Origin of the sequence: Parabacteroides sp. ASF519, from assembly GCF_000364265.2 — a bacterium.
Taxonomy (GTDB): domain Bacteria; phylum Bacteroidota; class Bacteroidia; order Bacteroidales; family Tannerellaceae; genus Parabacteroides; species Parabacteroides goldsteinii.
The window spans coordinates 3577278-3603292 of record NZ_AQFV02000006.1; the positions used below are offsets into that span (position 1 = coordinate 3577278).

The window sequence follows — 26015 nt, forward strand, 5'->3', positions numbered from 1 at the left end:
TTACCGGAGCAGCCTTGATTTTTTATCTATCCTTCCAAGAAGGAAAAATAGGTTTATTCAGCTCGTAATGTATCTGCCGGAGCAATTTTAGATGAGAGGTAAGCCGGGTACCAGGCTCCCAGTGTGATAAAGAATGCCATAAGCAGATAAGTCGATATCAAACCGGCAAAGACGCGGAAGAAAGTGACCGGCATAACATTCGTGTCAATCAATTCCATTTTCGCAATATTAATGCAGATGATAGCGGCAGGGATAGCCACCAGGCTTAATAACAGCCAGCCTTCTCCGATCATCATTTGCAATATCTGGCGGCGTGTGGAACCAACAGCCAGGCGGAGGCCGATTTCAGATTTCCTGTACTCATTACGGAACCAGAAAGTGCCGATGATTCCCAGGAATATATTGAAGATCAGGAATGCCATAAAGGCTATCCGGTAACGGATGGCATCCGTCACTCCGTTTGTAAGATAAAGTCTGTTTCTCAGGTCGTCGTAAGAGTCGACTCTGGAAAGTATGAAATTACCGATATTTATCTGTTCCCTTATATCCCGTTGGAAATCTTCTATGAATTTTTGTTTGTTGAGCCCGGGTTTTACCCGTATACTGATTTCTAACGACCAGGCGAGTTGTTGCTCATTCCATTCTTTGAAATAGGAAGTTGGTAACATAAAATATGCCGCTCTTTCTTCCCGGCTGTAATCGTCACGTTTTAATATCCCGCAAACACCTCCTATGCGGAATGAATTGTCATTCTTCATGTAAATAGAACGTCCTTTAGCCTGTTCTCCGGGGAAAAGTTCTTCAGCCAGTTTACGGGAAATGACAATGTTCTTTTCGGTCAAAGCATCTTTTAAAGAAGATCGGTCATCTTCGTTCAAGGGGCGGACTCTGAATACATCGAAATAGGAAGGAGTAACCGGTAAATATTGGAACTGCACCATTTTCGAACTGTCTTTTCCCATTTGGTTATCCATATAACTGGGGTTATAAGGACTACTATTTTGTGTCAGGCAAACCTCTTCTACCTGTGGATATTGCCGGATACGTTCTATAATAGATAGGTATAGGGCAGCTGCCTCTTCCGTGTTTTCATGGTGAATATAGTTGGGACTACTTTGCGGCACAGTCGTGAGCCGTACCTGGTAAGTGTCTTTTATATCGTAAGCACTATCGACTGAATTGGCATATCCGATCGTTGTGAAGTAGTCCATGATATACCATAAGAGAATGAATACCAGGAATAATTCAGCTACAATCCAGGCATTTTGCCGGCGTTGTTTCCATAAAAGTTTTAAAAGATGATGTATCATGATTCTTGTTATTTATCGTTTAAAGCATCGACAATGGGACGTCTGAGTGCACGCCAGGCAGGAACGAGAGCAGACATCAGGTTTAAAATCAGGCAGAAGATCAGCGTATATCCGAAAATTGCGGGGTTGATCAGCATGCCGGGAGAAAGATCGATAGAGGCGGTGAGTGAACTGCCGTCCCAGTCGTAATTTCCCAGTAACCACCCTTTTAGCATAAAGATCAATCCGTAGGAGATCAATAATCCGATCAGTCCGCCTAATAATGTGAGCAGCAGGTTTTCATATAATATCTGCAAAAGCAATGTTCTGTTCTGGGCTCCGAACGCTTTACGGATACCTAATTCTTCCATGCGCTTTTTCATGCGTGATGCAGTCATTCCCGTCAGATTGATGGAAGGGACCAACAGCAGAAGGAATATTACTGAGAAGATTTGTATAAAGAGTTTCATGAATTTCGGACTGGCGAAAGAATCTGTGCGTAACCAGGCACGTAGAACGGTGTCAGGTTGTTCGTTTAGTACAAAATTGTATTGTGGAATATTTGCACTGTAGCGCCGGCAATTTTCTTCAGCTTCCCGGCGGATAGCGTCAAAGTCGCCCGGTTTCTTTGCCAGGATATAAAGCTGCATATGACCTAAGATAAAATCACACCATTTACTTCCCTGTATCTGTGAAGGACGGTTGGTGAAAGGTATCCACATTTCAGCGTAACAGAATTGTGCTATGGAAGGTACATCTTCTACGACACCGGAGACTTGGTATTCTTCAAAGTTCAGTAGAAATGTTTTACCTGTTGCATCCGATGTATTGAACAGCCTGCGTGCCAGTGATTCGCTCACGACGGCTTTTCTGATTCCGGAGGTAAACTCTTCTTCCGTATAAGGTTTTCCGGCAAGGAATCTGAACTGGAATATTTTCCAGAATGCAACATCCGTACCCATGACAAGTCCGTTGTATACTTCATCACTTCCCGGGGTTTGTATGAATTCGGTCTGTTCTCCGATCGGGAGGATGGCAGTGACAGCCTCCGGAGTCTGCATTGAAAAAAAGCATTCTTTGATGGTCGGATAAGAAAGCCGGCTACTCCCGTTTCCCTGGCCTTCTGTTTTATTTAGAATTTTTCCGTGTTGTATGACTAACATCCGGTCACGGTTGATTTCCGGTGCGATATTTCCAGTCCGGAAATAATATAGTATAGCCAGTATCATGACCATCGTAATGGCCAGACCGGTACCGGTTATATAAATGATGCTGAAAAACTTGTTTTGCCTTAGCATCTGCATAGCCTGTTTGAGATAGACCTTATACATAAAAGACTTTGTTATTATTGTTTGGAATCTATAATAACAAAGTCTGTGCCATAAAGGTAAATGCCTGTCGTTCAGTCTATGGATATACTTTTTACTGTTCGTTATCGGACATAGTGTTCATTTTTGTAAGGCTTATTATTCCATCTTCCAGCGAAAAATGTTCATCGTGATCGGCCAGGTAGCGGATTACAGTGATGATCTTGTCGGCGGGAAAAGGTAGGTTCTCCGTCAGTTTCTTAGCCTCCTGCGGACCGTCGGTCAAAGCCTCCTTCAATGCGTCACGGATGGTATTGAACGTATGGTTGTTCAGGCCCGAATCGTTTTTTGCCAGACATACATCGCAACAACCACAATCGGAAGTTCCTTTTTCACCGAAGTAAGAAATCAGCATCCGGCTCCGGCATATCCGGTTTTCGTTGATGTATTCCATGACCCGGTTGATACGGCTTTCAAAACGTTTTTTACGCTCTTCGTAAGCCGAACGGGGAATAGACAGATATTTAATCTCCTCCCGGGTACGGGTATAGATAATGAGAGGTGTTTTCTTATGAGGGATGTAATTGACAATCCGGTATTTGGAAAGTCTGACCAGCACCTCATAAATCTCCTGCTGACTCAGTCCGGTACGGGTAGAGATCAGCCCTTCATTAATATATACGTAATCCGAAAACAAACCGGTGTAGGAACGGAGTATCGTTTGTATAACCTCATCCGTCTTTTTATCCTGATGCAGGTATTTGTAAAGCTCGTCGCGTGTGGCGGTAAATACCAGACGAGAAGCATTTTCCTGTTCTTCCGTATATTCTATGTAGCCTGCCAGTTCAAGTATCTTAAGGGCATGATGTGTTTGTAGATGCGAAAACTTATAGGCTGTACAGAAATCGACCAGGGAGAAGTCATGTACTGTATCCAGTCCGAAACCCATTGCTATCTGATAATAATTACCTAAAGCATCATACACCCGACTGATAAAATCCCTGTCCGGAAATTCATCGGCCAACCGTTTCTTCAACTTTGTACAATCTATATTGGAACACAAAGCGACAGCGTAAGCCCTCTGTTCATCCCGTCCGGCTCGTCCGGCTTCCTGATAATACTCTTCCAGCGATCCGGGCATATCCATGTGGATCACTAGGCGTACGTCCGGCTTGTCGATACCCATCCCGAATGCATTGGTCGAGACAATTACCCGACACTCGTTATTCTTCCAACGGCTTTGGCGAAGGTTTTTGTCGTCGCGGTTGAGGCCGGCATGAAAGAAATCGGCCGATATGCCGGCTTGCTGAAGCAGGACTGCTATTTCTTTCGTCCGTTTCCGGTTGCGCACATAGACAATAGCCGTTCCGGGAACTTTTCCCAGAATGTATATTAATGAATTTATCTTATCTTCCGTCTGGCGAACGATATAGGACAGGTTCTTCCGGACGAAACTTTTCCGGAATACATTCTTTTCTCTGAAATGTAGTCGTTCCTGGATATCATTCACTACCTCCGGAGTCGCTGTTGCCGTCAGAGCAAGAACCGGCACACCGGGAAGTTCTTCCCGGATATCGGCGATGCTCAGGTAAGAAGGACGGAAGTCGTATCCCCATTGCGAAATGCAATGGCTTTCGTCGATAACCAGCAGACAGACATTCATTGCCTGTAGCTTGCTTTTGAATATATCGGTCCCTAACCGCTCGGGCGAAACGTACAGGAATTTATAATCACCGAAGATACAGTTTTCCAGCTGGGCGATAATCTCCTGGCGGGTCATGCCCGAATAGACGGCTGTAGCTTTTATCCCCAACCGGCGCAGGTTATCCACCTGGTCTTTCATCAGAGCGATCAACGGGGTTACGACAATACATATTCCTTCCATTGCTAAGGCCGGAACCTGGAAGGTAATCGACTTACCTCCCCCTGTCGGCATTAGCCCAAGTGTATCTTTCCCCTCACAAACGGAGTGAATAATATCTTCCTGTAAAGGACGAAAAGCAGGGTATCCCCAATACTTTTCTAATATCTTATGGTAGACGTCCACCGGTTCCCTTCATATGTCATCGACCTTTATGTCTTTAACCATGAGTTGCAAGGTCGTGTTTCCGTTATATGTATTCTCTTCAATCGTATAGCAGATATTAAAAGGTTTCATCCCTTTAATATGCGGGCTGTGCTGGTGCATTCCGAAAGCGATGCCATGGATGGGCGTGTTCGATTTGTCGTCTATCAGTTCCAGCTTGATATGTTCCAGTTCTTTGCCGACCAGCTTGCTTGTCCCGTAATCTTTCACGTTCAGCGAGCAAAATACCGGTTTCTGGTTGTCCGGACCGAAAGGATTCATCTTTTTCAGTTCGCTCATGAACTTGGTATTGATGTCCTTCAGGTCGAGAACGGCGTCAATGTCGATTTGCGGGATCATCTGTTCGGGGATAATCTCGTCGGCAGCCAGCTTCAGGAATCGTTCGGTAAATTCATCCAGATTTTCTTCTTTCAGGGAAAGGCCGGCGGCATAGGTATGTCCCCCGAAGTTTTCCAGCAAGTCACGGCAGTTCTCTATTGCCTTATAAATGTCGAAACCGGTAACCGAGCGGGCAGAACCGGTGATCAGTTCGGATGATTTGGTCAGCACAACTGCCGGACGGTAATATTTCTCTGTCAGTCGCGACGCAACGATTCCGATAACTCCTTTATGCCAGCCGGGATTGTAAACGATTATCGCTTTCCGGTCTTCCATATTGGCGAATTCATCGATGATAGCGTTTGCCTCGTCGGTTATCTTTTTATCGAGTTCGCGTCGTTCGTCATTGTATTGGTTGATGTTTTCACTCTTCTCACGGGCTGACTCTACATCTTTGGCGAGCAACAGGTCGACTGCTTCTTTTCCGTTCATCATCCGTCCGGAAGCATTGATGCGCGGACCGATCTTGAAAACGATGTCGCTGATGGTTATCTCTTTCCCGGTAAGTCCGCAGATGTCGATGATACCTTTCAGTCCCAGGCTGGGATTACTGTTCAACTGCTTTAGTCCGTAATAAGCCAGGATACGGTTTTCTCCCGTAATAGGCACGATATCGGAAGCAATGCTGACAGCCGTCAGTTCCAGTAATTTCTCCAGTTCGGAGAAAGGAAAGTTATTGCTTTTGGCAAAAGCCTGCATAAATTTGAAGCCTACGCCACAACCGGACAGATGCTCGTACGGATAGATGGAATCTACGCGTTTAGCATCCAACACCGCAACGGCATCGGGCAATGTATCATCCGGCATGTGATGGTCACAGATTATAAAGTCAATGCCTTTTGTCTTTGCATACTCAATCTTTTCGATTGCTTTGATTCCGCAGTCGAGCGAAATAATTAATGTGACTCCGTTGTCGGAGGCATAATCAATCCCTTTATAAGAAATACCGTACCCTTCGTCATAGCGGTCGGGAATGTAATAATCCAACGTCGATGAATAGGGTCTTAAATACTTATACACAAGCGATACGGCAGTCGTGCCGTCTACATCGTAGTCGCCGTAAACCAGAATCTTTTCTTTATTGCCCAAGGCTCTGTTCAATCGTTTCACCGCCTTATCCATATCCGGCATCAGGAACGGGTCATGCAGATCGTTCAGATTGGGTTTAAAGAATTTTCTGGCTTCTTCAGCCGTCGTAATCCCTCTCTGAACAAGCAGGAGACAGATGACCGGGCTGAAACCGATTTCGGCTGCCAGCGCATCTCTCTTATGTAATTCTTCTTCTGTCGGGGTTTGAAAATTCCATTTGTTAATCATTATATATTGTTTTTTTCTTTTTATCTCCCTAAAAATAATATGCCAATTACTAATGTGCCAATATGCTAATGATAATGCCTTAATAAAATCCTGATTCCCAGGATTGGCACATTTGCATATAGGACTATTGGCAAATTATTATTTTTGAATCCGTAAAGTTAGAAATTAAAATGGAGAATTTTGGTGGGGGTGGCGAAATATTAACAATAAAAAAACCGGCCTTCCCTTCATAACTTAAAGAGAGGCCGGTTTTTATTTGTTCATGCAGATTTATTTATCTGTATTGTTCAACTTTTGCAGTAACATTTTGCCCGGTTTAAATTTTACGCTGCGGCGTGGCCGTATCAGGCAGGTTTCGCCGGTACGCGGGTTTCGTCCTTCGCGAGCAGTCTGGCTCCAGGGATGGAAAGTGCCGAAACCCTGAAGGATCAGTGAATCGCTTTTGGACAGGCGCTCGGTCATCAATGTTTGCCAGGCTTGCAGAAAACGATAACATTCCGTCTTAGGGAGCGAAAGACGCTCGGCCAGGTCGTTGACTATTTCTGTTTTGTTCATTTGAGTCTTTAAATTTTGTTGTTAATTAAATGGAAAAGCGGACTTGTTAAGGAGTGGCTGTCGCTTCCTTCTTTTTCAGTGTGACTGTCAGATTAGGTCCGTTCATTAATCTGTTGGTGAATGTTAGATTACATTCGGTAAATTCAGTTACATCCGTTTGGTTCGATACGGTGTATTCTACGTATTCATGAGTTCCGGTTTCCCAATTTGCTGCAACTTTTGAGATCGTCAACCAGGTACAATCCGTATTCTGCGGCAAGACCGGGTCTAGCGAACTACTAACCTTAATGGTGAAAGTTCCGTCGCTTAACTGATCTGTATCCACTTCAATCGTATCGGCAGTAATAGTGGTAGCCGTTTTATCATCGCTTGAAATATCAAATGTGATTGCCGGGTCGAGTAGGTTTACCTTCAGGATCGTATCCGCATTTTGGATCGTGTTTGCCTGATTGGTGAAGGTAATGTTCGGATCTGTTGTGACAGATGCACGGGCCTTTGTCGTGTCGGCAATCTGGATGGCATAGGTTGTTGTGAAACCATCGGTCGCTACCGGAGATATTTTTATACCCTCAGGTTCATTATACGTAACTCCTTCGATACACATAATATCCACGAGAGCCTGGCTGCCCTTTACATTGAAAAGATTGGCTTCGGCCGGAGTTTTTGTCAAATCGAGCGAATTACCTTCCGAATGTTTTCCTGCATTACTTAATACAGGAGCAACTACCGGTCCGTAGACTGTCAGTGTCGTCCATAAAGCCGGGTCATAGTTGGCTGCCGTGTTGCGTAACGTGATCTGGCACGGGGCTTTGCGGACAGCATCTGCGTAAGTGAATGTCAGGAAGGTTGCCGTCTTGCCGGGAACGGTGTCTGTGTCGTAGGCATAGGTCGGTTCTCCCAGCCAACCTCCGTAGGTTTTTGTCATAACAGACATCTCGGCTTCCACTTTGGAGGAAGCGAGAACCATCATTTTGAACCGTCCGCTTTCTTCATTGACGCGAAGCACATAAGGATTCTCATTGATAACGACGGGTACCTGGACCACATCATCGTCTTTATTTACTATGCTGAGTGAAGCGTCTCCCAGAAATTCGGGTGCAGCGTTATCAGGTTTGTTGTCTACGCCGCCGCCTGAGGTCCAGTCTTCCACTTCTAAAGTTGCCTGTATACTTGAATTGATTACGTCTGTAATGTGCAACTTGTAACGGTTGTTTGACAGAATCTGAACGTATTCGGTTATCGGATTATTCGGGTCGGTATTGTCGGTACGGGTGATTTTGACCGGATAGGTCACGGGGCTTTCGCCACCGCCTACAGTACTTCTGAATTTACCTCTGACAATCAGATAACTGCTGTCGGAAGGCATGTTCGGATATATGTAGAGGGCACTTTCGGTCATACCCATATTGGCACCGGACAGCTTGGTGAAGTCGTCGGCTGCATAAGTGATCAGGGTAGTAGCACGGTCTGCCTTGTCTATCTCCTTTAATGCTTCGCCAAACAGGGGAGCGTTGCTGCGGGCATTGGCTACCGTGATGCTGTTGATGGTCAGGCGCGATTTCAAAGCTGTGTTGTCGATATCGAAACGGGCTACGAGGCGTTTGAGCTCGATGTTGACTACCGAAGCGCTACCACTGATCTTTGTTGCGCTGCTACCTTGCATAATGAGCGGAGTTTTCAGCCAGGTGGCACCACCTTCGCCGGCTTTCAGCAATTTAGCGGTATAAGTAGGTATAAAAGCCGACTCTAATGTGCCGGGGACTGTAATTATACCTTTGTCGTCTGTTGTGACGGCGGTTAGAGCGTCGGCGTCACTGCCATCCAATTTATATCTGTTGCCATTTGGTAAATTGGCGACACAATAGAGTTTCAGATAGGGAAGGCCTTTTAATTCGCCCGGTTTGATAGATGCTTTCCAGGAGGAACCTGAATTTTGCAGGGTGAAGGAGTTCGCGGCTCCTGCCCGGGTTGACCAGGTTTCCAGATAATGCCAGTCATCGGGGTCTGTTGTCATCGTTGCGGCGGCAAAGACGTAAATGTCCAGTTCGTCTATGTTGTTCTCTTTCTCCGAGGCGATAGCTTTGGTAGGGTATTCCACACTTTCTCCGCTTCCGGTGAAGACCAGTTGTATTTCGCCGGGCTGTCCCTGTAGGGGAGATTCCTTGCCGACTTCTTCGTCGGTACATCCGACGGTTGCGCCACAAAGGGCGACAGCTACTAATAAATGTTTGATATTCATTTCGTTTAATTTTAAAATGTAATGATTGTTTCAATGACGGGAGTAATTGGCTTTAACACCCCCCTTAATCCCCTCTCGAGAGGAGAAAGGGATACTCCCTGTCTGTATAAACTTGCCTTATCGGGCAAGAGTGGCCTGCCCGACCTGGCAGGTCTGTCCTGCCGGTTACTCTATTTCCGGTCGGTCGCTACCGCCACCGCCGTTGCCTGCATGGACGCTGGCGGTTACCGAGCGCGGTTCTTTCAGCAATGATTTGCTGTTGCAGAACTGTGTGGTAATAGTCAGTTCGTAATTACCGTCCGGCAGGTCGGCCGGCACCAGCAAGGTCAACTCCGACGGTTTGTTGGTGACGATCATATCGCTTTCGAGTGTAATGACGTTTTTCGATTCGGTATTGGTGAAGGTGACGCCCACACCTGCCTTGTCTCCTATAACCTTGAGGTTCGCGCCCCGTACGAAGAGGTTGCGGCCCGGGGTAACGGTACCGTCTTTCAGACCGGTTTTGCGGTCTTCCACTTCGAGGATATACATCACGTCCGCCTTTTCGCCCAGAATATGGACGATTGTTTTGGCGATCTCTTCGCGTATTACCTTATCCTGGTTAAAAGCGACGTAGATGCTGTTCTTTTCGGGGTTCCACTTGCCACTTTCCACCACGCCGGTAAAGCGTGGAACGGCATAGAACAGTCCTGTGTTGAGCTGCCAGCCGTTCATCAGCAGGCGGGCGCAGATTCGTTCATAGAGGGTTGTTACATGTACGATGGTTTCGATGCGAAGACCGGTGTCTTCGTTAAGCATTTCTTCGTACACCTTGTTGATGTCGGCCTTGCCGGTCGATTCGAGAACAAGGATTTTATCGTTGGGATCGGCGGTCACCGTGTTGTCGGCGAGCCAGCCTTTTAGTGTGTTTGCCATTGTCGGATTGTTTCTTTATTATGGGAAATGATTTGAAATTATTCGTGTACACAGCGTAGGTTTGCTATTTTGTTCGTATTTGCATATGCGGTTATCTTACCGTCGCTGGTCACGCGTAGAGTCCAGTAATAGCCTTGGTTGTCTACAGCATGTGTAGTCCAGTAGTCAGTATTTGTATCAAATATGTTATTATTTTGAAGTTCTTCGAGATTCGTTCCTGAGGTATTTGGTCCACCGCATATATTTATCCAAGTTTCTACATTTGTAGGTATTTGCCATCCTTCGGGGCATCCGATGGATATAGCTTGCGCAATACTTACTCCCTTTGTTGCATCCTTCGGAGCAAGTAATACATCTCCATAGCACCAAACGTCTTCTCCATCATATTTTTTATCTGTAACACCTGTTATTTTGATAGTAGAAACTTTTGTGCTATCAGAACGGTTAGGTATTTGGATGGTGGCTGGTAGATAATTTTTGTCTTTGATTTTAATGGTAATCTTTTTTTCTTGAATGGATATTGATACTTTCGCGGTATCACCTGTTGGAGTTCCAATACCTCCGAGATAGGCCGCATCAGTTACTGTGAATTTAAGAGATTGTGTTTGATTATTTAGTACAGCATGTGCAAAAGTTGTATCTATTTGAGTAACCAATAATGGAGTAGTGAATCCGGTAGGTGTTATAGTAATTGCCCTGTCACCGTTTTCCGGTTTTCCATTTTTGAAAGTTACGGTTGCCGGTTTCATAGTAAGACCGGTTAAATTAGGTTTTTGGGTGATTTTGATATCTTGTTCGTCATCACTGGCTGATAGATTGGTCTTATTCAACGTAAACCATTGGTCTCCGCCATTCCAGTCGACTAGTATGTTACAACCGTTGGGGGCGGTGGCCTTAAGGGTCGTGTCCTGGTTGGCTTTTGCTGCGAAATTAATACCATTCGCTTTTATATCCGAATCCAGTCTTTTCACATAGATAGTTTTGCTTATACCCTGTGCTTTATCGGTGAATGTGACGGTTGCTCTCGGGGCATCTTCTCCGTCATAGCTGTCACTTATTACTATTTTGAAATTATATGTTTTTGAACTCAGCGCTTTTGTCAGGTTATCCGTAATTGCCGGGGTTTCTATTTTCAGCCAGTCTTTGTCTGTGCTGCCGTTTTCGTACGATTTGGTTACTCCGATTTCCGAGTTGGTGCCGACTGTGACATTGAAATAGCTTCCGCTTCCCCGGGTCATATAGACCAGGCTTGAATCGGCTATATATTTGTTGCCGGGAAATGCGTCCGGTATATCGATTTTCATATCTCCCGGGGTGTTGTCCGGTTCGTAGTCGTCGATTTTGCCGTCATCTTCCCAGTCGGCTGTCGTCAGGGTACATTTTAGCTGATACGGGTCGGCATCGATGATATTGACGGTATAACGGTGATTGTGGGCAATGTCGAGATACGTGCTGTTATCGCCGTTGTCTGTTTTAAACGGGACCTTGTAGGTTACTTCTGTACTGTCAGTCTTGTTGACACGGTAGATACCTTTCAGTAACAGATGTCCTTGGTCTTTGGTGGGACTGGGCCAGGAGTAGAAAGCACCTGTACAGTTACCTTCGTTGGCATTTTTCCCTTCAAACTTGCGGGCGGGATAAACGATCAGGTCACCTTTTGCGGCAGGCTGTGAGCCATAGATTTTGATTGGGAAGAAGGAGGTAGCTTTTCGTCCGTTCTCCATCGAGACGGAGGTTATCCGTAAGTTCGACAGCTTCTCATTGTTCACGATGTCGAAACGTGCCACCATGCGGGTCAGCCGGATGCCTGTGGTGTAGCGCGTAGAGACGGCAAGGTCGGTCAGATCGACCGGTACGGTCAGTGCGCCGCTCATCGGCAACGGAGTGACCAGGGTATCGGCCGCTAATGCCGGATCGATAAAGGGAGTGCGGTAGGTCAGAAATTCCTGTTCGGTAGGACGACCCGGTTGGGAGATCACGACCGACGAACCGCTTTCGTCGGCAGCTGTCGTTACCAGGGATGCGAACAGGGTGTCGGCAACTGTCTGGTTCGGGTCGGCAAAGACCAGCGGCGTACCGGGGTCGGCGGGATTGGTCGTATCTCTCAATTTAGCCGGGTCTTTCATCTCTTTCTGGTTGGCAATGCAGTAAAGACGGATGTAAAGCCCTTTTTTAGGTGTTAGCTTCGCTGTCGTGTTATTGTCCTTGCCGGGGATGGCTGTCAGTTCGAGCGGAGTGGCTCCGGCCGGTAGCGGCAGGCCTTCGGGGCGGTAGGCAAAACGTTCCTGAAAGGTGTACGTGCCGTTTTCCTCTTCGGAGCCGAACACGTAGACATCGAGCGTTTCGATGGTGTTCTCTTCGGCGGTAGCGATTTCACCGGCTTTGGTCGCTGTTGGCGACAGGCTTAATTTGTTTTTCAATGTCAGCATTACTTCCCTGCGTGTTGGGTCGTCGATGCCTCCGTCGGTTTCCTTGTCGAGCGGTTGCTCGTACTCGCTGGTGCAGGCTGTCCATGCCAGAAATCCGGCCAGGCTACAGGCTGCGAAAGCAGATAAGTTACTTTTCATTTTCATGACTTTAAAAGTTTAATATGAATACTCGTGTGGCATTGTGCCACGTTAATATTGTGATTCGATTGACTTTTTGTTTATCCGATGGCACCGCCTTCGTCCCAGTCGGTGCCCGATACCTGGTTGACCACGATACGGTCGTCGTAGACGGTGATCAGCAGGTCGAACTCCTGTTCGAGGCTGCGGTTGAGGTCGACAGGCAGTTTATTGAAAAACTTATAGAGGTCTATTTCCTGTACCAGTATATTATCGTTATGCCAGAGGCTCCACAGTTGGTGGGTGTCGGGCGTGTATCGAAAGGTGACGAAACGCCCTGTAACTTTGCCGTCGTAGTTCATGGCTGCAACTGTTTCGTGCTGGATAAAAGGAGATTGCGTTTGCGGTAACGTGTAGACCGCCTCGTCCGGAATCAGTATCTCTTCATAGGCGGGTGTAAAACCGTACGATCCGTGTATCCCACGCAGCCGCATCCGAAAAATCCCTGTTTCGGACGGTAGTACGGTGGTGCGCCATTCCACCGTGATATTGAGCAGGGCATGCGCCTGGGTGAGGTAGATGCGCCGGCGGCAGACTTCGCCGTCGACGGTTTCGAAGGTGGCGGAGCCGTAATAGAGCCGGTCGGTGTTTCCACGGTAGGCTGGCGGCGTGCCTCCGTTGGCGGTGAGCATCCGGCTGTCAGTTACTGTTTCTTCGTTTTCCAGGTTTCCCCAGGCAACGACGGTGTAGCGTCCGGCCGGTAGTTCGCCGTTCCAGAAGGTGACGCTGTCGCCTCGCATTTGGTCGGTAGCCAGCAGGTTACCCTCTTCGTCGAAGAGGTACTGGCGGAGGCTGTTCGCATAGGCGGGCAGTGCGTTTTCAAAGGTATTGCCAGCATACCAGTATTCGATGCGTGTACTGTAAGGGCATACCTGCGGTTCGTCCGTGAAGGTACATCCGGTGGCGGCCAGTAATAAGCAGGCGGCTAGTATTTCTTTTATTTTCATGGCTGTTCGCTCCTTTCCAAAGCTATTTCGAGATTGGCCCGTGCCTTGCGCGGTTCGAGGCCGACGGCCTTGCGAAACCAGACGGCGGCGCCTTCGGGATTGCCTTCCATCAGGGTCAGTACGCCTATATTGTTCCAGGCGCGGGGATCGGCTTCTGCCTTGCGCAGATATTCCCAGGCCGAGATCAGGTCGCCCGTCAGCATCACGGCGGAGGCGGCATTGATGTTTGCCACCACGTCGTCGGGGAAGTGGTAGGCGGCTATCTCGTAAATCTCGCGGTACTGGTCGGTGCCGGGCCGATAGTAACGCGCCACTTCATATATTTCTTCGAGACTGAGCAGGTCGGCATGGGTATAGAGCAGGTCGGCGGCTTCGTCGGAACTGACGGCTCGCACGCGGTAACTGACGGTCACCTCGATACGGCGCAATCGGGGAAAGAGTTCGCGCAGCATGGTCTTATAAGGAATACCGCCTTGTAGGTTCATCAATTCCCTTTCGCGTCCATTGAAGATGCCGTAGCGGCGGATGATGTCGAGAGCAGCCTCCCGATAGGGCGGACTGGTCTGTTGCAGGAGGTCGATCAGGCCTTCCCAGTCTTCGGCAACGGAACTGACGCTGAAAAGACTGCGGGGTAATCCATAGGTAATGCGCACATATTCGGAGAAACGTGCGGCACGTGTAGCCGAGAGTGTTTCGTTGTCGCGGTAATTTCCGTCGGGTGAGGCGTAGCCGCAGATACGTATTTCGTCGATCTCGGAAAAATCGCTGTCGAGCAGGGGTGTCACCAGCTTACCTATCTTATCGAGTTCGTGGCGGTTGTTCTTGTAATCGGGATAAATATCGTCTTTTCCCAGCGGATAGTCCAGATAGAGGGTGGCGGCACGGTTCCGGTTCTTGCCGTTGTTTGCAGCTATCGGTGTCAGCCAGGAAACCATATCAGCGAAAGCCGGTTCCGCTGCAACAACCCTGGCAGGTGTCGTAGGCGTAACGTTCGCAGCAGTTGTAACGGTAGTTGTCTTCCGGGGGATGGCCGGTTGTTCCGGCCTGATTGTCGCCTTCCCGGTTGTCGGTGCGGCAACTGCGGTTTGTGCCACAGATGCGCCAGCGGACCGGATTGCCAATGCGAGGTCTTTTTTCAGTGTGTCGGTGCCGAGCAGGTAGTGTTCGCAGCAGTCCTTGCTTTCCTGCCGGAGCAGGAGTGAGGCATGCTGCATCCAGGATGCGAAAGGGACGGATATGCGGTAATCGACCGTCCGGGAATCTGTCCGGCGGTTGTTGTGCAGGCGGGTATAAAAAGCCGTTTCGTCCGTATTGTGTTCCAGGAACCGTTCGCGGCGGTCGGTTCGTTCGCGGCGTGTACCGCTGATGACCACAGCCGATAAATCAAGTTGCTGTTTCTTGTGGCTGAGTACCGGTGTAAAGGTGATTGCCAGGCTGCTGCCGACACTTACCTGGTTCAAATCCATTAGCAGATGCAGATGAAGGCTGTCGCGCAGTACCTGTATGGAACGGGGTATGATACGTATTCCCCGTGCCATACAGGCGGAAGGAGTAGCGGCGGTAGCTACAACCAGGAACAGGGCGGCATATATATAATGTAAAGCATATTGTTTCATAACGGATAGATATTAGCGTAGAAAATAGATGACAGAGAAACCTATGCGGGTAGGCCCGAAGTAACTTCGGGTGTAGCGTCCGACGGCTTCGGCACATTCGGTGCAACGATATTTGGTGTAGTCCAGCCGGACATATCCGGCACCGATCATAGCTTCGAATCCCCATCGGTCGCCTACGGCCCAGTGATAACCATAAGTTACCCCACCGCCATAGAGGTCGCCTCGAAGTATGTGTTCTTTCAGACCGGAGATAAAAGGGATCTGTCCTATATTAAAATGTCCGTAATGACCGTGGACTCCTACGAAATGTCCTTCAAACTTTTGACAGGGCCAGTAGCGCAGTTCCGGTTGTATGAGGTATAAATTCAGTTTCATGTCGTTGGGAAATTTCCAGGCATTGTAGGCTCCCCAGAGGTCGAGAGTGAGACGATCGTTCAGGGCAATTTCCACTCCGGCGTTCGGTGTAGTGGTAGCCAGGAATAGCAGATTTGTTTTCAGTGCCGTTTGCTGCCCGTGAAGTCGGGACGATGTGCATAACGACAGAAGAAACAGGAATACGGGAATACAATAATGTTTATACATAAATGGTGACTTTTTATACACGCTATATTCTTAATTGTCTTTCCGTCTCTTGGTAAGAGACGGAAGTGAGGAGAAGAGGTATTTGTTATGTGTTGAAAAATAATTCGTATGCCGTATGTATCGTTCGAAATGGAGTAGCCTAGTAAAACAACATGTAAAACAAAAAGGGTTTAACAAGGTGCTTTTTAGGCGTAGTTTGCGAATTTCATTGATGTCGGAGCGACACCGAAGGGGACGACTGTGAATAGCCTCCGGTGAAGCCGGAGGTTATTTGATACATCGGTGAAGGTCCCTGCAAGGGGCGAATAAGATGCGGTATTGTAAGCGTTGTAATGCCTCCAAAATTGTAAAACAATTGTGAAACATCTGATAATTAGATAGTAAGGATAAGTAGAAGGATTAGATAAAGGGAAATAAAGGACATAGGGAAGAAGTTTGTAACATGTAGTTCTTTCCTTAAAATGTGTTATAACATTTGGCGATATGCCGAATGTAAAGGCTTCATTGTTGATTAATAAGCCTTTTTCTTTGCTGGTTTAAAAAAACGTTATTACATTTGCAACGTTTTAACAATTATGGAAACAGTCTTTTCCGTCTCTTACCAAGAGACAGAATCTTTCCAAAACTTCTTTCCTTTTGAAATTCTTCCCGTAATCACAAATTCATTAACACGGTCCATTCTGGAATCATCCAATGATGTCATGTAAATGTGTGTTGTTTCCAAGGAAGTGTGTCCCATACCTTCGGAGATCAGTTCTTCCGGTATGCCTCTTGTTTTCGCCATGCTGGCCCAAGTATGCCGGGGAATATAGGTGGACAGCTTGGTTCCGACTATTTCTCCGATAGTTTTGAGCCGTAGGTTTTGCAGGCGGAGGGCACTCTCGTATTTTTTATAGGAGGCATCCTGTGTTTTAAGTACAGGAAACAGGTAGGGCCATTTTTCATTCTGGTAACGCTCGATAATGGCTTGCATAACCGGTAATATCTTAACCTTTAGTGTCTGTCCGGTTTTTCTTCTGACGTAGACCAGGTATTTACCCCGTATGTTATTCTTTGTCAGGTAAGCGATATCGATGAATGCCATGCCTTGTGCATAGTAAGCAAACAGGAAAAGGTCTACAGCCATCCGCAGGGTTGCCGAGTTCTTAAGTTGTTTGTCGTCCAGATGCATGATCTTTTGCATTACCTGCGGGGCAACGGCGCGTTTCTCGGTTTTCTCAATCCGGGTATTTACTTTGCGGAAAAGGGATGGCTGTCTTTCGATCAGTCCGTCGTCTGCCGCCCTGTTCAGGATAGAGCGCAACACACGGAGGTAGAAAGAGACGGTGTTGGGATCGAGTTTCAATGCTTCCAGATACCCGGCATAATCGATTATTATCTGTTCGTTGATAGCTTGTAGCGTGAAGTTTTCCGCGATCTTTTTTTTCTGGCTGAGAAAACGGGCGAAACTGTTACGCAGGCTTCGACAATGATGAGCGGAGGCTGTTTTTTTCTGTTCCGTAAGTTCTTTTGCCCGATACTCGATATACCCGGAAAGGGTATGTGGCCTGTTTTGTGCTTGGTAAGCTACCAGCAGGTCATCAACGGAGTAGTCACCCTGTTTTTCCAGTTGCATGATGAGTAGCCCGATTTTGTGGCGGACTTTCAGGAGCATTTCATTCCCCTTCAGCAGATAGCTGTTTCGCGAAGAGCCGGTATCTGCCGGTATTTGCAACTTTTCTTCGTGGGGATTCCATTCTTCTTCGCAAATCCGTATATCCAACGGAATGCGTCTTGTCTGGCGGTGACAGATCAACTGAACGAAAAGCGATACCGGCTTTCCCCTCAACGTCGTTTTCCGCCGTTTGATTTTAATTGATGTGTAGGTCATAAATCATCTCTTATAAATGTAATATATAACAAATGTAAGAGAGATATGCTTATTTGAAATTTACAAAGGCTGTTCTTTGGTTTTAATCCAAACTCGTTTCCCATCGAAAGTGATCGCCATTTCCAGCACATTTGTGATACCGACAGCATGGAGGCTGGCAGTGTACTGCTTGTCTTCTATCTGCCGCAGGGCAGATGAGAGTGTTTCTTCAACGGATTCATCATACAGAGGGTCGAATAATTTCAGTTCCATAATGATGCCCCGTTTACTGAGGTCACGGGGACGCATCAAAATGTCGTATCTGCCAAGACCTGCTTCCCGGTTACTGCTTATTTCGTAGGCTCCGTTGCTGACTAGCATTCCGAGTAGGACGCTTGATAGACTTTCTCCGGGTCACGTCCGGATGTGTCGTAATAGGACAGTGTGTTGACTACAAAGTCGTTAAGGAGTCGCTGGAAGATCGGCATATTATTTTCGTCAAGAGCTTGCAACATTGTTTCAAGGCGGTCGTTCTTGACCGGACCGTTATTTATCCAGTTCTGAATGATCGTATAGAATACGGTCGATATTTCCCGATTCGGAACCTGGAGCGTGTATCGGATCAGGTTGTTGTTTTGTAAGACTGGTTCGGAAGCTTTCAGGTATCCGCTGAACAGCATGAATGACCAGATATTGACCGGACTTGCCAGTAAATCGGGGAAAACCAGCTTATCGTTTATTGTACTGTAAACTGATTCACCCTGTATCAGCGCCTCGATTCCGTGACGAATCACAGAAGGACCATTTGCAACAAGGTGACGTAATAGTACATCAGAACCGGTGTTGACCCAGTAAGGGATCAGTTTTCCTTTACTATCAGTATAATTTAATATAGACCAGGGATTGTATATTACCTGATTGCCAAAAAGATATCCGTTGTACCATTGGCGTACTTTTTCCTTATGTGAAGATAACTCGTAGTCATCCAGCATCTGGTCGGTTTCTTCCTGAGTAAAGCCAAAGGCCGAACACATTTTTTTATCGAGTATGGTGTCTACAGCTATATTGTTGAGGCCGCTGAATATGGATTCTTTGCTCACCCGCAATATGCCGGTAATGACCCCTCTGAAAATATCCGTATTGTCTTTGAATACTTTCGACATAAAGTTACGCATAAAGCCGATCATGGTGTCGTAATATCCTTTATCGAATGCCGTATGTATTGGCGTATCATATTCGTCGAGCAATACCAGAGGCGGAATACCCCAGTGAGTTGTGAGAAGATTTGTCAATAGGCCGAGAGAACTTTCCAACTGGACTTGCGTCGGATTGCCGGCACGAATAATTTCGAAGGTGGAGCGATAGGATTTCTCCATATCAGGATTGTCCGGTAAATATTTATGCCTGATGTATTCCTGTTGTACTTCCTCGGCTATCCGTTCCAGTGCTCCTTCAAATGTTTCGGCCTTGCAGTCTTTCAGTGTCAATGTGATAACAGGGTATTTACCTTGATAACGATCAAAATCTTTCCATTGTTCGATCTTTTTTCCGTTAAAGAGATGCCTGTATATATTCCCTTCTGTCCGTTCGAAGAAATACCGGAGCATGGAGAGATTGAGTGTCTTACCAAAACGGCGTGGGCGTGGGAGCATTGTAATCAGACTACCTTCTTCTACTAGCTGGCGGATAAAATCCGTTTTGTCAATATAATAGTAATTCTCGTCAATCAGCATTTTGTAGTCGCTGATACCTATCGGTATACGTTTTTTTGTCTCCATAATCTAGCCGTATTTAGGATGAGTTCAACTCTCTGTGATGCAAATGTACGAATTTATGCATACAAAGTATATAGTATACTATACATATAATTATTCCCCTATATATCGTTAGTTGGAAAATAAACCTGTATATTTGTCACAATATTCTAAAAAACAATGACGGAAGATATTAAAAAAGCCTGCGAAGTGATGCAGGAAGGGGGTATAATCCTTTATCCGACAGATACTATCTGGGGGATCGGTTGCGATGCGACCAACGAGGATGCCGTACAGCGTGTGTACGAGTTAAAGAGAAGAGCAGACAATAAGGCTATGCTGGTTCTTATGGATAGTTCTGCCAAATTAAATATGTACGTGAACGATATTCCGGATATTGCCTGGGATTTGATAGAAGTAGCGGATAAGCCGCTGACTATTATTTATTCGAATGCGAAGAACCTGGCAAAGAATCTGCTGGCTGACGATGGCAGTGTAGGTATCCGTATTACTAATGAAGAATTTTCCCATAAGTTATGTGAGCGTTTCCGTAAACCGTTGGTCTCTACTTCTGCCAATGTGAGCGGGGAATTGTCTCCGGCCAATTTCTCTGAAGTGTCCGAGGTAATAAAGAATGGTGTGGATTACATCGTTTCCTACCGCCAGGATGATATGAGCAAGGCACAACCGTCGAACATCATTAAATTGGGTGCCGGAGGTCTTATTCAGGTGATTAGATAATAATGAAAAGAAGCAGAGAGGCCGCAAAATACATATTATCGGATTTTATATCGGCAGCCGTAGCCTGGTTTTTATTTAACTGGTTGCGCTATGAAGAATTGGCAGTATATGAGGGCGCTACTTCCTTTACCAGTTATCTGGGGTATATGCAGGTGCTGAAAGGACAGTTGTTCGTTCCGTTCTTCTGGCTGATCTTATATTATTTTTCGGGTTACTACAACAAACCATTCGGTAAGTCTAGGCTGACGGAGTTATTCTCTACGTTCGTGACGACATTAATCGGAGTGGTATTTATATTCTTTGTTGTGGTGCTGAATGATTTGCCTCGCTCTTTCCATATTTATTATGAGTTGTTCTTTGTCCTTCTCGGATTGCAGTTTTTTCTGACGTATATTCCCCGCCTGGCAATTACACAGAGCGGTTTGCGGAAGATTAAGAGCCGGGAGTTGGCAATGAACGTACTTATTATCGGTGCCGGGAAGAAAGCGGTCCGCATTGCGGGTGATTTGTACCGGATGGGATACCATATTTCAGGTTTTATTCCCGAAGACGATGCGACCCCGGTGGAAGTGGAGAAAGAGCTGGTTGCCGGAACTTTATCCGGATTGGCTTCGGTTGTGGCAGATAAGAAAATTGATGAACTGGTACTGGCTGCCGAAACGGAGGACAACAAAAAACTGTTGACGATTTTGTATTCGCTTTATCATTATAAACTGCCGATCAAGGTGCTGGCGGATAAGTTGAGCATGTTGTCGCAGGTGAAGATAAAGACAATCCGCGGGATTCCGCTGGTGAATGTGACGGAGAATAACCTGTCGGCGGTGGAAAAGAATATAAAGTTTGTGATGGATAAGGTTGTCTCTGTGTTGGTCTTGCTGATATTTTCGCCGATGTACCTTTATATAGCCTGGCGGGTGAAGAAAGATTCGCCGGGACCGGTCTTTTTCCGCCAGGAACGGATTGGATATATGGGGAAACCTTTTTATATCTATAAGTTCCGGACGATGTATGTGGATGCGGAAGATAACGGTCCTCTGCTTTCATCGGAGAAGGATAAACGGATTACTCCGTTCGGCCATATATTGAGGAAATACCGGCTGGACGAGTTTCCGCAGTTCTGGAATGTACTGAAAGGCGATATGTCAATCGTCGGTCCACGGCCGGAACGGAAGTATTTTATCGACCAGATTGTGAAAAAAGCTCCTTTTTATTATTTGTTACATAATGTGAGACCGGGTATTACTTCATTGGGAATGGTGAAATACGGTTATGCCAATGATGTCGATAAGATGATAGAGCGTTTAAAGTATGATATATTATATTATGAAAATATGTCGTTAGTGCTGGATATAACAATTTTGATTTATACGGTGAGAACGGTATTTACAGGTAAAGGTATTTGAAATGGCAAAAGAAGGTTTATTTTACAGGTTCCTGTTGTGGAGGGACAAGCATATAAAAGAAAAGCATTTTATTCTGGTAATCAGTTTCCTGGTCGGGATATGTACGGCAGCGTCTGCGATTATCCTGAAACAGTTGATACACTTGATTCAGCATTTGCTTACCGGAAATTTTGATGTGAGCGGGGTGAATTACCTGTACCTGCTTTATCCGGTAATCGGTATTTTGCTGGCAGGTTTGTTTGTAAAGTATATTGTGCGTGACGATATCAGCCATGGGGTGACGAAAATCCTCTATGCTATTTCGCAGCGTAAAAGTCGAATCAAGCCTCATAATACCTGGACTTCCATTGTAGCCAGTTCGGTGACGATCGGGTTTGGTGGTTCGGTAGGAGCGGAGGCCCCGATCGTATTGACGGGAGCGGCTATCGGTTCCAATCTAGGACGTCTGTTCCGGATGGAGCAGAAGACGTTGATGCTGTTGGTCGGTTGCGGTGCGGCAGGTGCAATTGCCGGTATCTTTAAGGCGCCGATTGCCGGGTTGGTTTTTGTGATCGAGGTCTTGTTGCTCGACCTGACGATGACGTCGGTGTTGCCTTTGCTGATTTCATCGGTGACGGCGGCGACGGTTTCCTATATTTTTACGGGGACGGAAGCGATGTTTAAATTCTCGCAGACAGAAGTGTTTGAGATAGAACGTATCCCGTACGTGTTGTTGCTGGGCGTCTTTTGCGGATTGGTTTCCCTTTATTTTACGCGGGTGATGAACCGGGTGGAAGGGATGTACCGCAAGTTGGGTGTGTACTGGAAGAAGTTCCTGCTCGGCGGTGTTATGCTGAGTGTGCTTATCTTCCTTTTCCCTCCGTTGTATGGTGAAGGTTACGACACGATTGGCTCGCTGCTGAACGGGCAGTTCTCCCATATAATGGATAAGAGTTTGTTCTATGATTTGAATGATACGTACTGGGGAATACTGGTATTCCTGTTCCTGATTCTGCTGACTAAAGTGTTTGCCTCGAGTGCGACCAATGCCGGCGGGGGATGCGGTGGTATCTTTGCACCAAGCTTGTATCTGGGCTGTATTTCCGGTTTCCTTTTTGCGCATGCTTCCAATTATTTCCCTTTCACCATGTATATTTCCGAGAAGAATTTTGCGTTGCTGGGGATGGCGGGAATTATGTCGGGTGTCATGCATGCACCGCTTACCGGTGTGTTCCTGATTGCGGAACTTACCGGTGGATACGACCTTTTCCTGCCGTTGATGATTGTTTCCATCAGTTCGTACCTGACGATTCTGATGTTCGAGCCTCACAGTATCTATTCGATGCGTCTGGCACAGAAAGGCGAATTGCTGACCCATCATAAAGACCGCGCCGTACTGACTTTGCTGAATACGGATAGCGTGATTGAAAAGGACTTCCAGGTCGTTTCTCCGGAAATGTCGCTGGGAGATATGGTGAAGGTGATTGCAAAGAGCGGACGTAACTCGTTCCCGGTAGTCGATGAAAAGGGCGTTTTGCTGGGAATCGTGTTGCTGGATAATATCCGCAACATTATGTTCCGTCCGGAGTTATATAACAGGTTCCATGTATCCAAGTTCATGGTGTCGGCTCCGGCTAAGATATGTATCGGGACGCCGATGGAGCAAATCATGGGGATTTTTGATGATACGAAGGCCTGGAACCTTCCCGTGGTGGATGAAGAAGGACGTTATGTCGGCTTTATGTCGAAATCGAAGATATTTAATTCATACCGCGAAGTATTGGTAGAAAACTTTTCAGGAGATTAAAAGATGGAAAAAAAAGAGTTACGGATTGTATATATGGGCACCCCCGATTTTGCGGTGGAGAGCCTGAAAGCCTTAGTCGAAGGCGGATATAATGTAGTAGGGGTGATTACGATGCCGGATAAGCCGGTCGGACGTCACGGAAGTGTCTTGCAGGCAAGCCCGGTGAAGGAATATGCCGTGTCGCAGAACCTTCCTGTCTTGCAGCCGGAGAAGTTGAAAGATGAGGCATTCCTCGCAGAGTTACGTGCTTTGGAGGCTGATTTGCAGATTGTGGTCGCCTTCCGCATGCTGCCGGAGGTTGTCTGGAATATGCCCCGTTTCGGAACATTCAATCTTCATGCGTCTTTGCTGCCGCAGTACCGCGGGGCGGCTCCCATCAACTGGGCGGTGATTAATGGCGATACGGAAACGGGTGCGACCACCTTCTTCCTGACACATGAAATAGATACCGGCAAGATTATCCGTCAGAAACATTTGCCGATAGCCGATACGGATGATGTCGGAATCGTACACGATGCCCTGATGACTATGGGCGCCGGCCTGGTGACGGAAACGGTGGACTTGCTGCTGGAAGGAAAAGTGGATGCCGTTCCCCAGGAAGAGTTTTTTAAAGACCCGGCAGAACTTCGCCCGGCTCCGAAAATATTTAAGGAAACCTGCCGGATAAACTGGAATCAACCGTTGAAGAAGATATATGATTTTGTCCGCGGACTCTCTCCTTATCCTGCTGCATGGACGGAGTTGGTTGCTCCGGACGGAAGCCGCATGGCGTTGAAAGTGTATAAGACGGAAAAGCGTCCGGCTTCGCATGACCTGGCAACCGGCACTATCTGTACGGATGCAAAGAGTTATGTCGATGTGGCTGTTGAAGACGGTTATATTCGTCTCCTGACATTGCAGCTGGCCGGAAAGAAACGGATGGAAATAAAAGATTTCCTCAACGGTTTCAAACAAATCGGTGATTATACAGTAGAATAATAATGAAGGAAACCAGGCGCATTATCTATATAACACTGGGTTCTTTCTTCCTGATATTGGGAGCAATCGGCATATTTGTTCCGTTGCTCCCGACTACTCCTTTCTGGTTACTTACCTGCTGGTTTTATATCCGTAGTTCCGAAAAGTTATATAACCGGGCGATGGATAACCGTTATTTCGGACCGTATATCCGGAATTATCTGGTAGACAAAGCAATCCCGTTACGTTCAAAGATTATCTCGGTGGCGGTGATGTGGCTGTCTGCCATTCTTACTTCTCTTTTCCTTATTGAATATCTTTGGGTGAAAATCTTGCTGATCCTGATAAGTATCGGGGTGACCTGGCATATTCTTTCGTTTCCTACAAAAAAGTAAAATTTCTTTAGCCGTATATAATTAGGCGAGTAACGGATAGATACTGTAATAATGGTAATTATATCTGTAATTCGTCTACCAGCGACCTCGCCGGATTGTTCTATTTTTGTATCATCAATAAAAACAAAGAACTCGGTTTATGAACTTAATAAAAAAGAGTAAGTGGCGTATGGTAGCAGGAATAATTATAGGTATACTGATCGTATTGGGAGTGGCTGGTATTGCATTTGTTAACCAGCCGAGTTTCGGACGTCTGCCCAAAGGCGAACGGCTGGAAAAAATCAAACGTTCGCCCCAGTACAGGGATGGGGCATTCCAAAATCACCGTCTCACGGAAGTGGTGACTTCGGAAGGTGGGCGCTTACGGGCTATGTGGAAGTTCCTGTTTTCAAAACCGGAAAGACTTTATCCCGATAAACCTGTGCAGGCAATTAAGACCGACCTGAAAACCTTGCCGGAAGACTCTGACTGGATGGTCTGGTTCGGTCACTCTTCTTATCTGCTCCAGTTATCGGGAAAGCGTGTGCTGGTCGACCCGGTTTTCTGTATGGCTTCGCCCGTATCTTTTGTCAACAAGCCGTTTAAAGGCACGGATATTTATAAACCAGAGGATATGCCGGAGATTGACTACCTGGTTATTAGCCACGACCACTGGGATCATTTGGATTATCAGACAGTGGTGCAGTTGAAAGAACGGGTACGGAAAGTTATCTGTCCTTTAGGCGTAGGTGAGCATTTCGAGCGTTGGGGATATGACAAAGAGAATCTGGTGGAACTGGATTGGAAGGAAGACGCCTTGCTGGACAATGGTTTTACCGTTCATTGCCTGCCTGCCCGTCATTTCTCAGGACGCGGACTGACTCCCAACCAAACTCTTTGGGCTTCTTTCCTGCTTGAAACTCCTTCACGTAAGGTCTATATAGGAGGTGACGGCGGTTACGACACGCATTTTGAAGAAATCGGCCGCCAATATCCGCACATTGATCTGGCTATTCTGGAAAACGGACAATATAACGAAGATTGGCAACATATCCATCTGATGCCGACTGCCCTGGGTGAGGCTGCCCGCGATCTGAAAGCGAAAAGGCTCGTCACTGTCCATCATTCCAAATACGCACTTGCCCGTCATCCCTGGGACGAACCGTTGAAGAATGAACTTGAAGCAGCTACCCGAAACTCACTGGACCTGATTGCTTCGGAGATCGGCGAGGTAGTAGAGTTGGAGATCCGGTAATTTCCTGCGGAGGGAACTCCAGTTTCCCAGGCAGGAAACGCGCGTTTCCTCCTAAGGAA

The 26015-nt window shown here is 46.8% G+C and carries 20 protein-coding genes; 6 read left to right on the forward strand and 14 right to left on the reverse strand.

Features of this window, described 5'->3' with window-relative positions; translation table 11 throughout:
- Nucleotides 1-53: 53 nt before the first annotated feature.
- The 14 genes from C825_RS14010 to C825_RS14075 all read right to left on the reverse strand — a co-directional run bounded on the left by C825_RS14010 (nt 54) and on the right by C825_RS14075 (nt 19464).
- Nucleotides 54-1310 (reverse strand): ABC transporter permease, encoded by a 1257-nt coding sequence (locus C825_RS14010; protein ID WP_010802919.1) that lies wholly within the window; start codon nt 1308-1310, stop codon nt 54-56.
- A gap of 8 nt (nt 1311-1318) precedes the next feature.
- Entirely contained in the window at nt 1319-2620 is a 1302-nt protein-coding gene (locus C825_RS14015; protein ID WP_010802920.1) for an ABC transporter permease, read from the reverse strand.
- A gap of 91 nt (nt 2621-2711) precedes the next feature.
- On the reverse strand, nt 2712-4643 hold the full coding sequence (locus tag C825_RS14020) for a RecQ family ATP-dependent DNA helicase (protein WP_044214376.1): 1932 nt from the start codon (nt 4641-4643) through the stop codon (nt 2712-2714).
- Between the two features lie 9 nt (nt 4644-4652).
- Nucleotides 4653-6377: a single-stranded-DNA-specific exonuclease RecJ gene (gene recJ, locus C825_RS14025; protein WP_007657149.1), complete on the reverse strand. Its 1725-nt coding sequence runs from the start codon at nt 6375-6377 to the stop codon at nt 4653-4655.
- Between the two features lie 270 nt (nt 6378-6647).
- On the reverse strand, nt 6648-6932 hold the full coding sequence (locus tag C825_RS14030; RefSeq protein WP_010802922.1) for an HU family DNA-binding protein: 285 nt from the start codon (nt 6930-6932) through the stop codon (nt 6648-6650).
- Between the two features lie 46 nt (nt 6933-6978).
- Nucleotides 6979-9171: a hypothetical protein gene (locus C825_RS14035; RefSeq protein WP_010802923.1), complete on the reverse strand. Its 2193-nt coding sequence runs from the start codon at nt 9169-9171 to the stop codon at nt 6979-6981.
- Between the two features lie 165 nt (nt 9172-9336).
- Nucleotides 9337-10086 (reverse strand): DUF4469 domain-containing protein, encoded by a 750-nt coding sequence (locus tag C825_RS14040; RefSeq protein WP_010802925.1) that lies wholly within the window; start codon nt 10084-10086, stop codon nt 9337-9339.
- A 38-nt stretch (nt 10087-10124) separates the two neighbouring features.
- The gene (locus tag C825_RS14045; protein WP_135033547.1) at nt 10125-12653 is read right to left on the reverse strand and encodes a fibrobacter succinogenes major paralogous domain-containing protein; all 2529 of its coding nucleotides are present in this window, start codon (nt 12651-12653) and stop codon (nt 10125-10127) included.
- An 80-nt stretch (nt 12654-12733) separates the two neighbouring features.
- Nucleotides 12734-13639 (reverse strand): FimB/Mfa2 family fimbrial subunit, encoded by a 906-nt coding sequence (locus C825_RS14050; protein WP_010802927.1) that lies wholly within the window; start codon nt 13637-13639, stop codon nt 12734-12736.
- The gene (locus C825_RS14055; protein WP_010802928.1) at nt 13636-15255 is read right to left on the reverse strand and encodes an OmpA family protein; all 1620 of its coding nucleotides are present in this window, start codon (nt 15253-15255) and stop codon (nt 13636-13638) included. Before C825_RS14055 ends, C825_RS14050 begins: the two co-directional genes overlap by 4 nt.
- A gap of 12 nt (nt 15256-15267) precedes the next feature.
- Nucleotides 15268-15837, reverse strand: coding sequence for a DUF3575 domain-containing protein (locus C825_RS14060; protein ID WP_010802929.1), 570 nt, complete (start codon nt 15835-15837; stop codon nt 15268-15270).
- A 598-nt stretch (nt 15838-16435) separates the two neighbouring features.
- On the reverse strand, nt 16436-17707 hold the full coding sequence (locus C825_RS14065; protein WP_010802930.1) for a site-specific integrase: 1272 nt from the start codon (nt 17705-17707) through the stop codon (nt 16436-16438).
- 60 nt (nt 17708-17767) lie between these two features.
- Nucleotides 17768-18067 carry a PD-(D/E)XK nuclease domain-containing protein gene (locus tag C825_RS14070; RefSeq protein WP_228100093.1) on the reverse strand — a complete coding sequence of 100 codons (300 nt, stop codon included), beginning with the start codon at nt 18065-18067 and terminating at the stop codon, nt 17768-17770.
- Nucleotides 18061-19464: an AAA family ATPase gene (locus C825_RS14075; protein WP_010802932.1), complete on the reverse strand. Its 1404-nt coding sequence runs from the start codon at nt 19462-19464 to the stop codon at nt 18061-18063. The genes C825_RS14070 and C825_RS14075 overlap by 7 nt, the downstream gene beginning before the upstream one ends.
- Nucleotides 19465-19620: 156 nt before the next feature.
- Between C825_RS14075 and C825_RS14080 the strand changes: the two genes are divergently transcribed.
- From C825_RS14080 to C825_RS14105, 6 genes are all read left to right on the forward strand, one after another.
- Complete coding sequence (locus tag C825_RS14080; protein WP_010802933.1) at nt 19621-20181, forward strand: L-threonylcarbamoyladenylate synthase; 561 nt, start codon at nt 19621-19623, stop codon at nt 20179-20181.
- Between the two features lie 2 nt (nt 20182-20183).
- Complete coding sequence (locus C825_RS14085) at nt 20184-21584, forward strand: sugar transferase (RefSeq protein WP_010802934.1); 1401 nt, start codon at nt 20184-20186, stop codon at nt 21582-21584.
- A gap of 1 nt (nt 21585) precedes the next feature.
- The gene (locus tag C825_RS14090; protein WP_007657143.1) at nt 21586-23370 is read left to right on the forward strand and encodes a chloride channel protein; all 1785 of its coding nucleotides are present in this window, start codon (nt 21586-21588) and stop codon (nt 23368-23370) included.
- A gap of 3 nt (nt 23371-23373) precedes the next feature.
- Nucleotides 23374-24348: a methionyl-tRNA formyltransferase gene (gene fmt / locus C825_RS14095; protein ID WP_010802935.1), complete on the forward strand. Its 975-nt coding sequence runs from the start codon at nt 23374-23376 to the stop codon at nt 24346-24348.
- Nucleotides 24349-24350: 2 nt separating this feature from the next.
- Nucleotides 24351-24722 (forward strand): YbaN family protein, encoded by a 372-nt coding sequence (locus C825_RS14100; RefSeq protein WP_007657139.1) that lies wholly within the window; start codon nt 24351-24353, stop codon nt 24720-24722.
- Nucleotides 24723-24861: 139 nt separating this feature from the next.
- Entirely contained in the window at nt 24862-25956 is a 1095-nt protein-coding gene (locus C825_RS14105; RefSeq protein WP_010802936.1) for an MBL fold metallo-hydrolase, read from the forward strand.
- Nucleotides 25957-26015 lie beyond the last annotated feature (59 nt).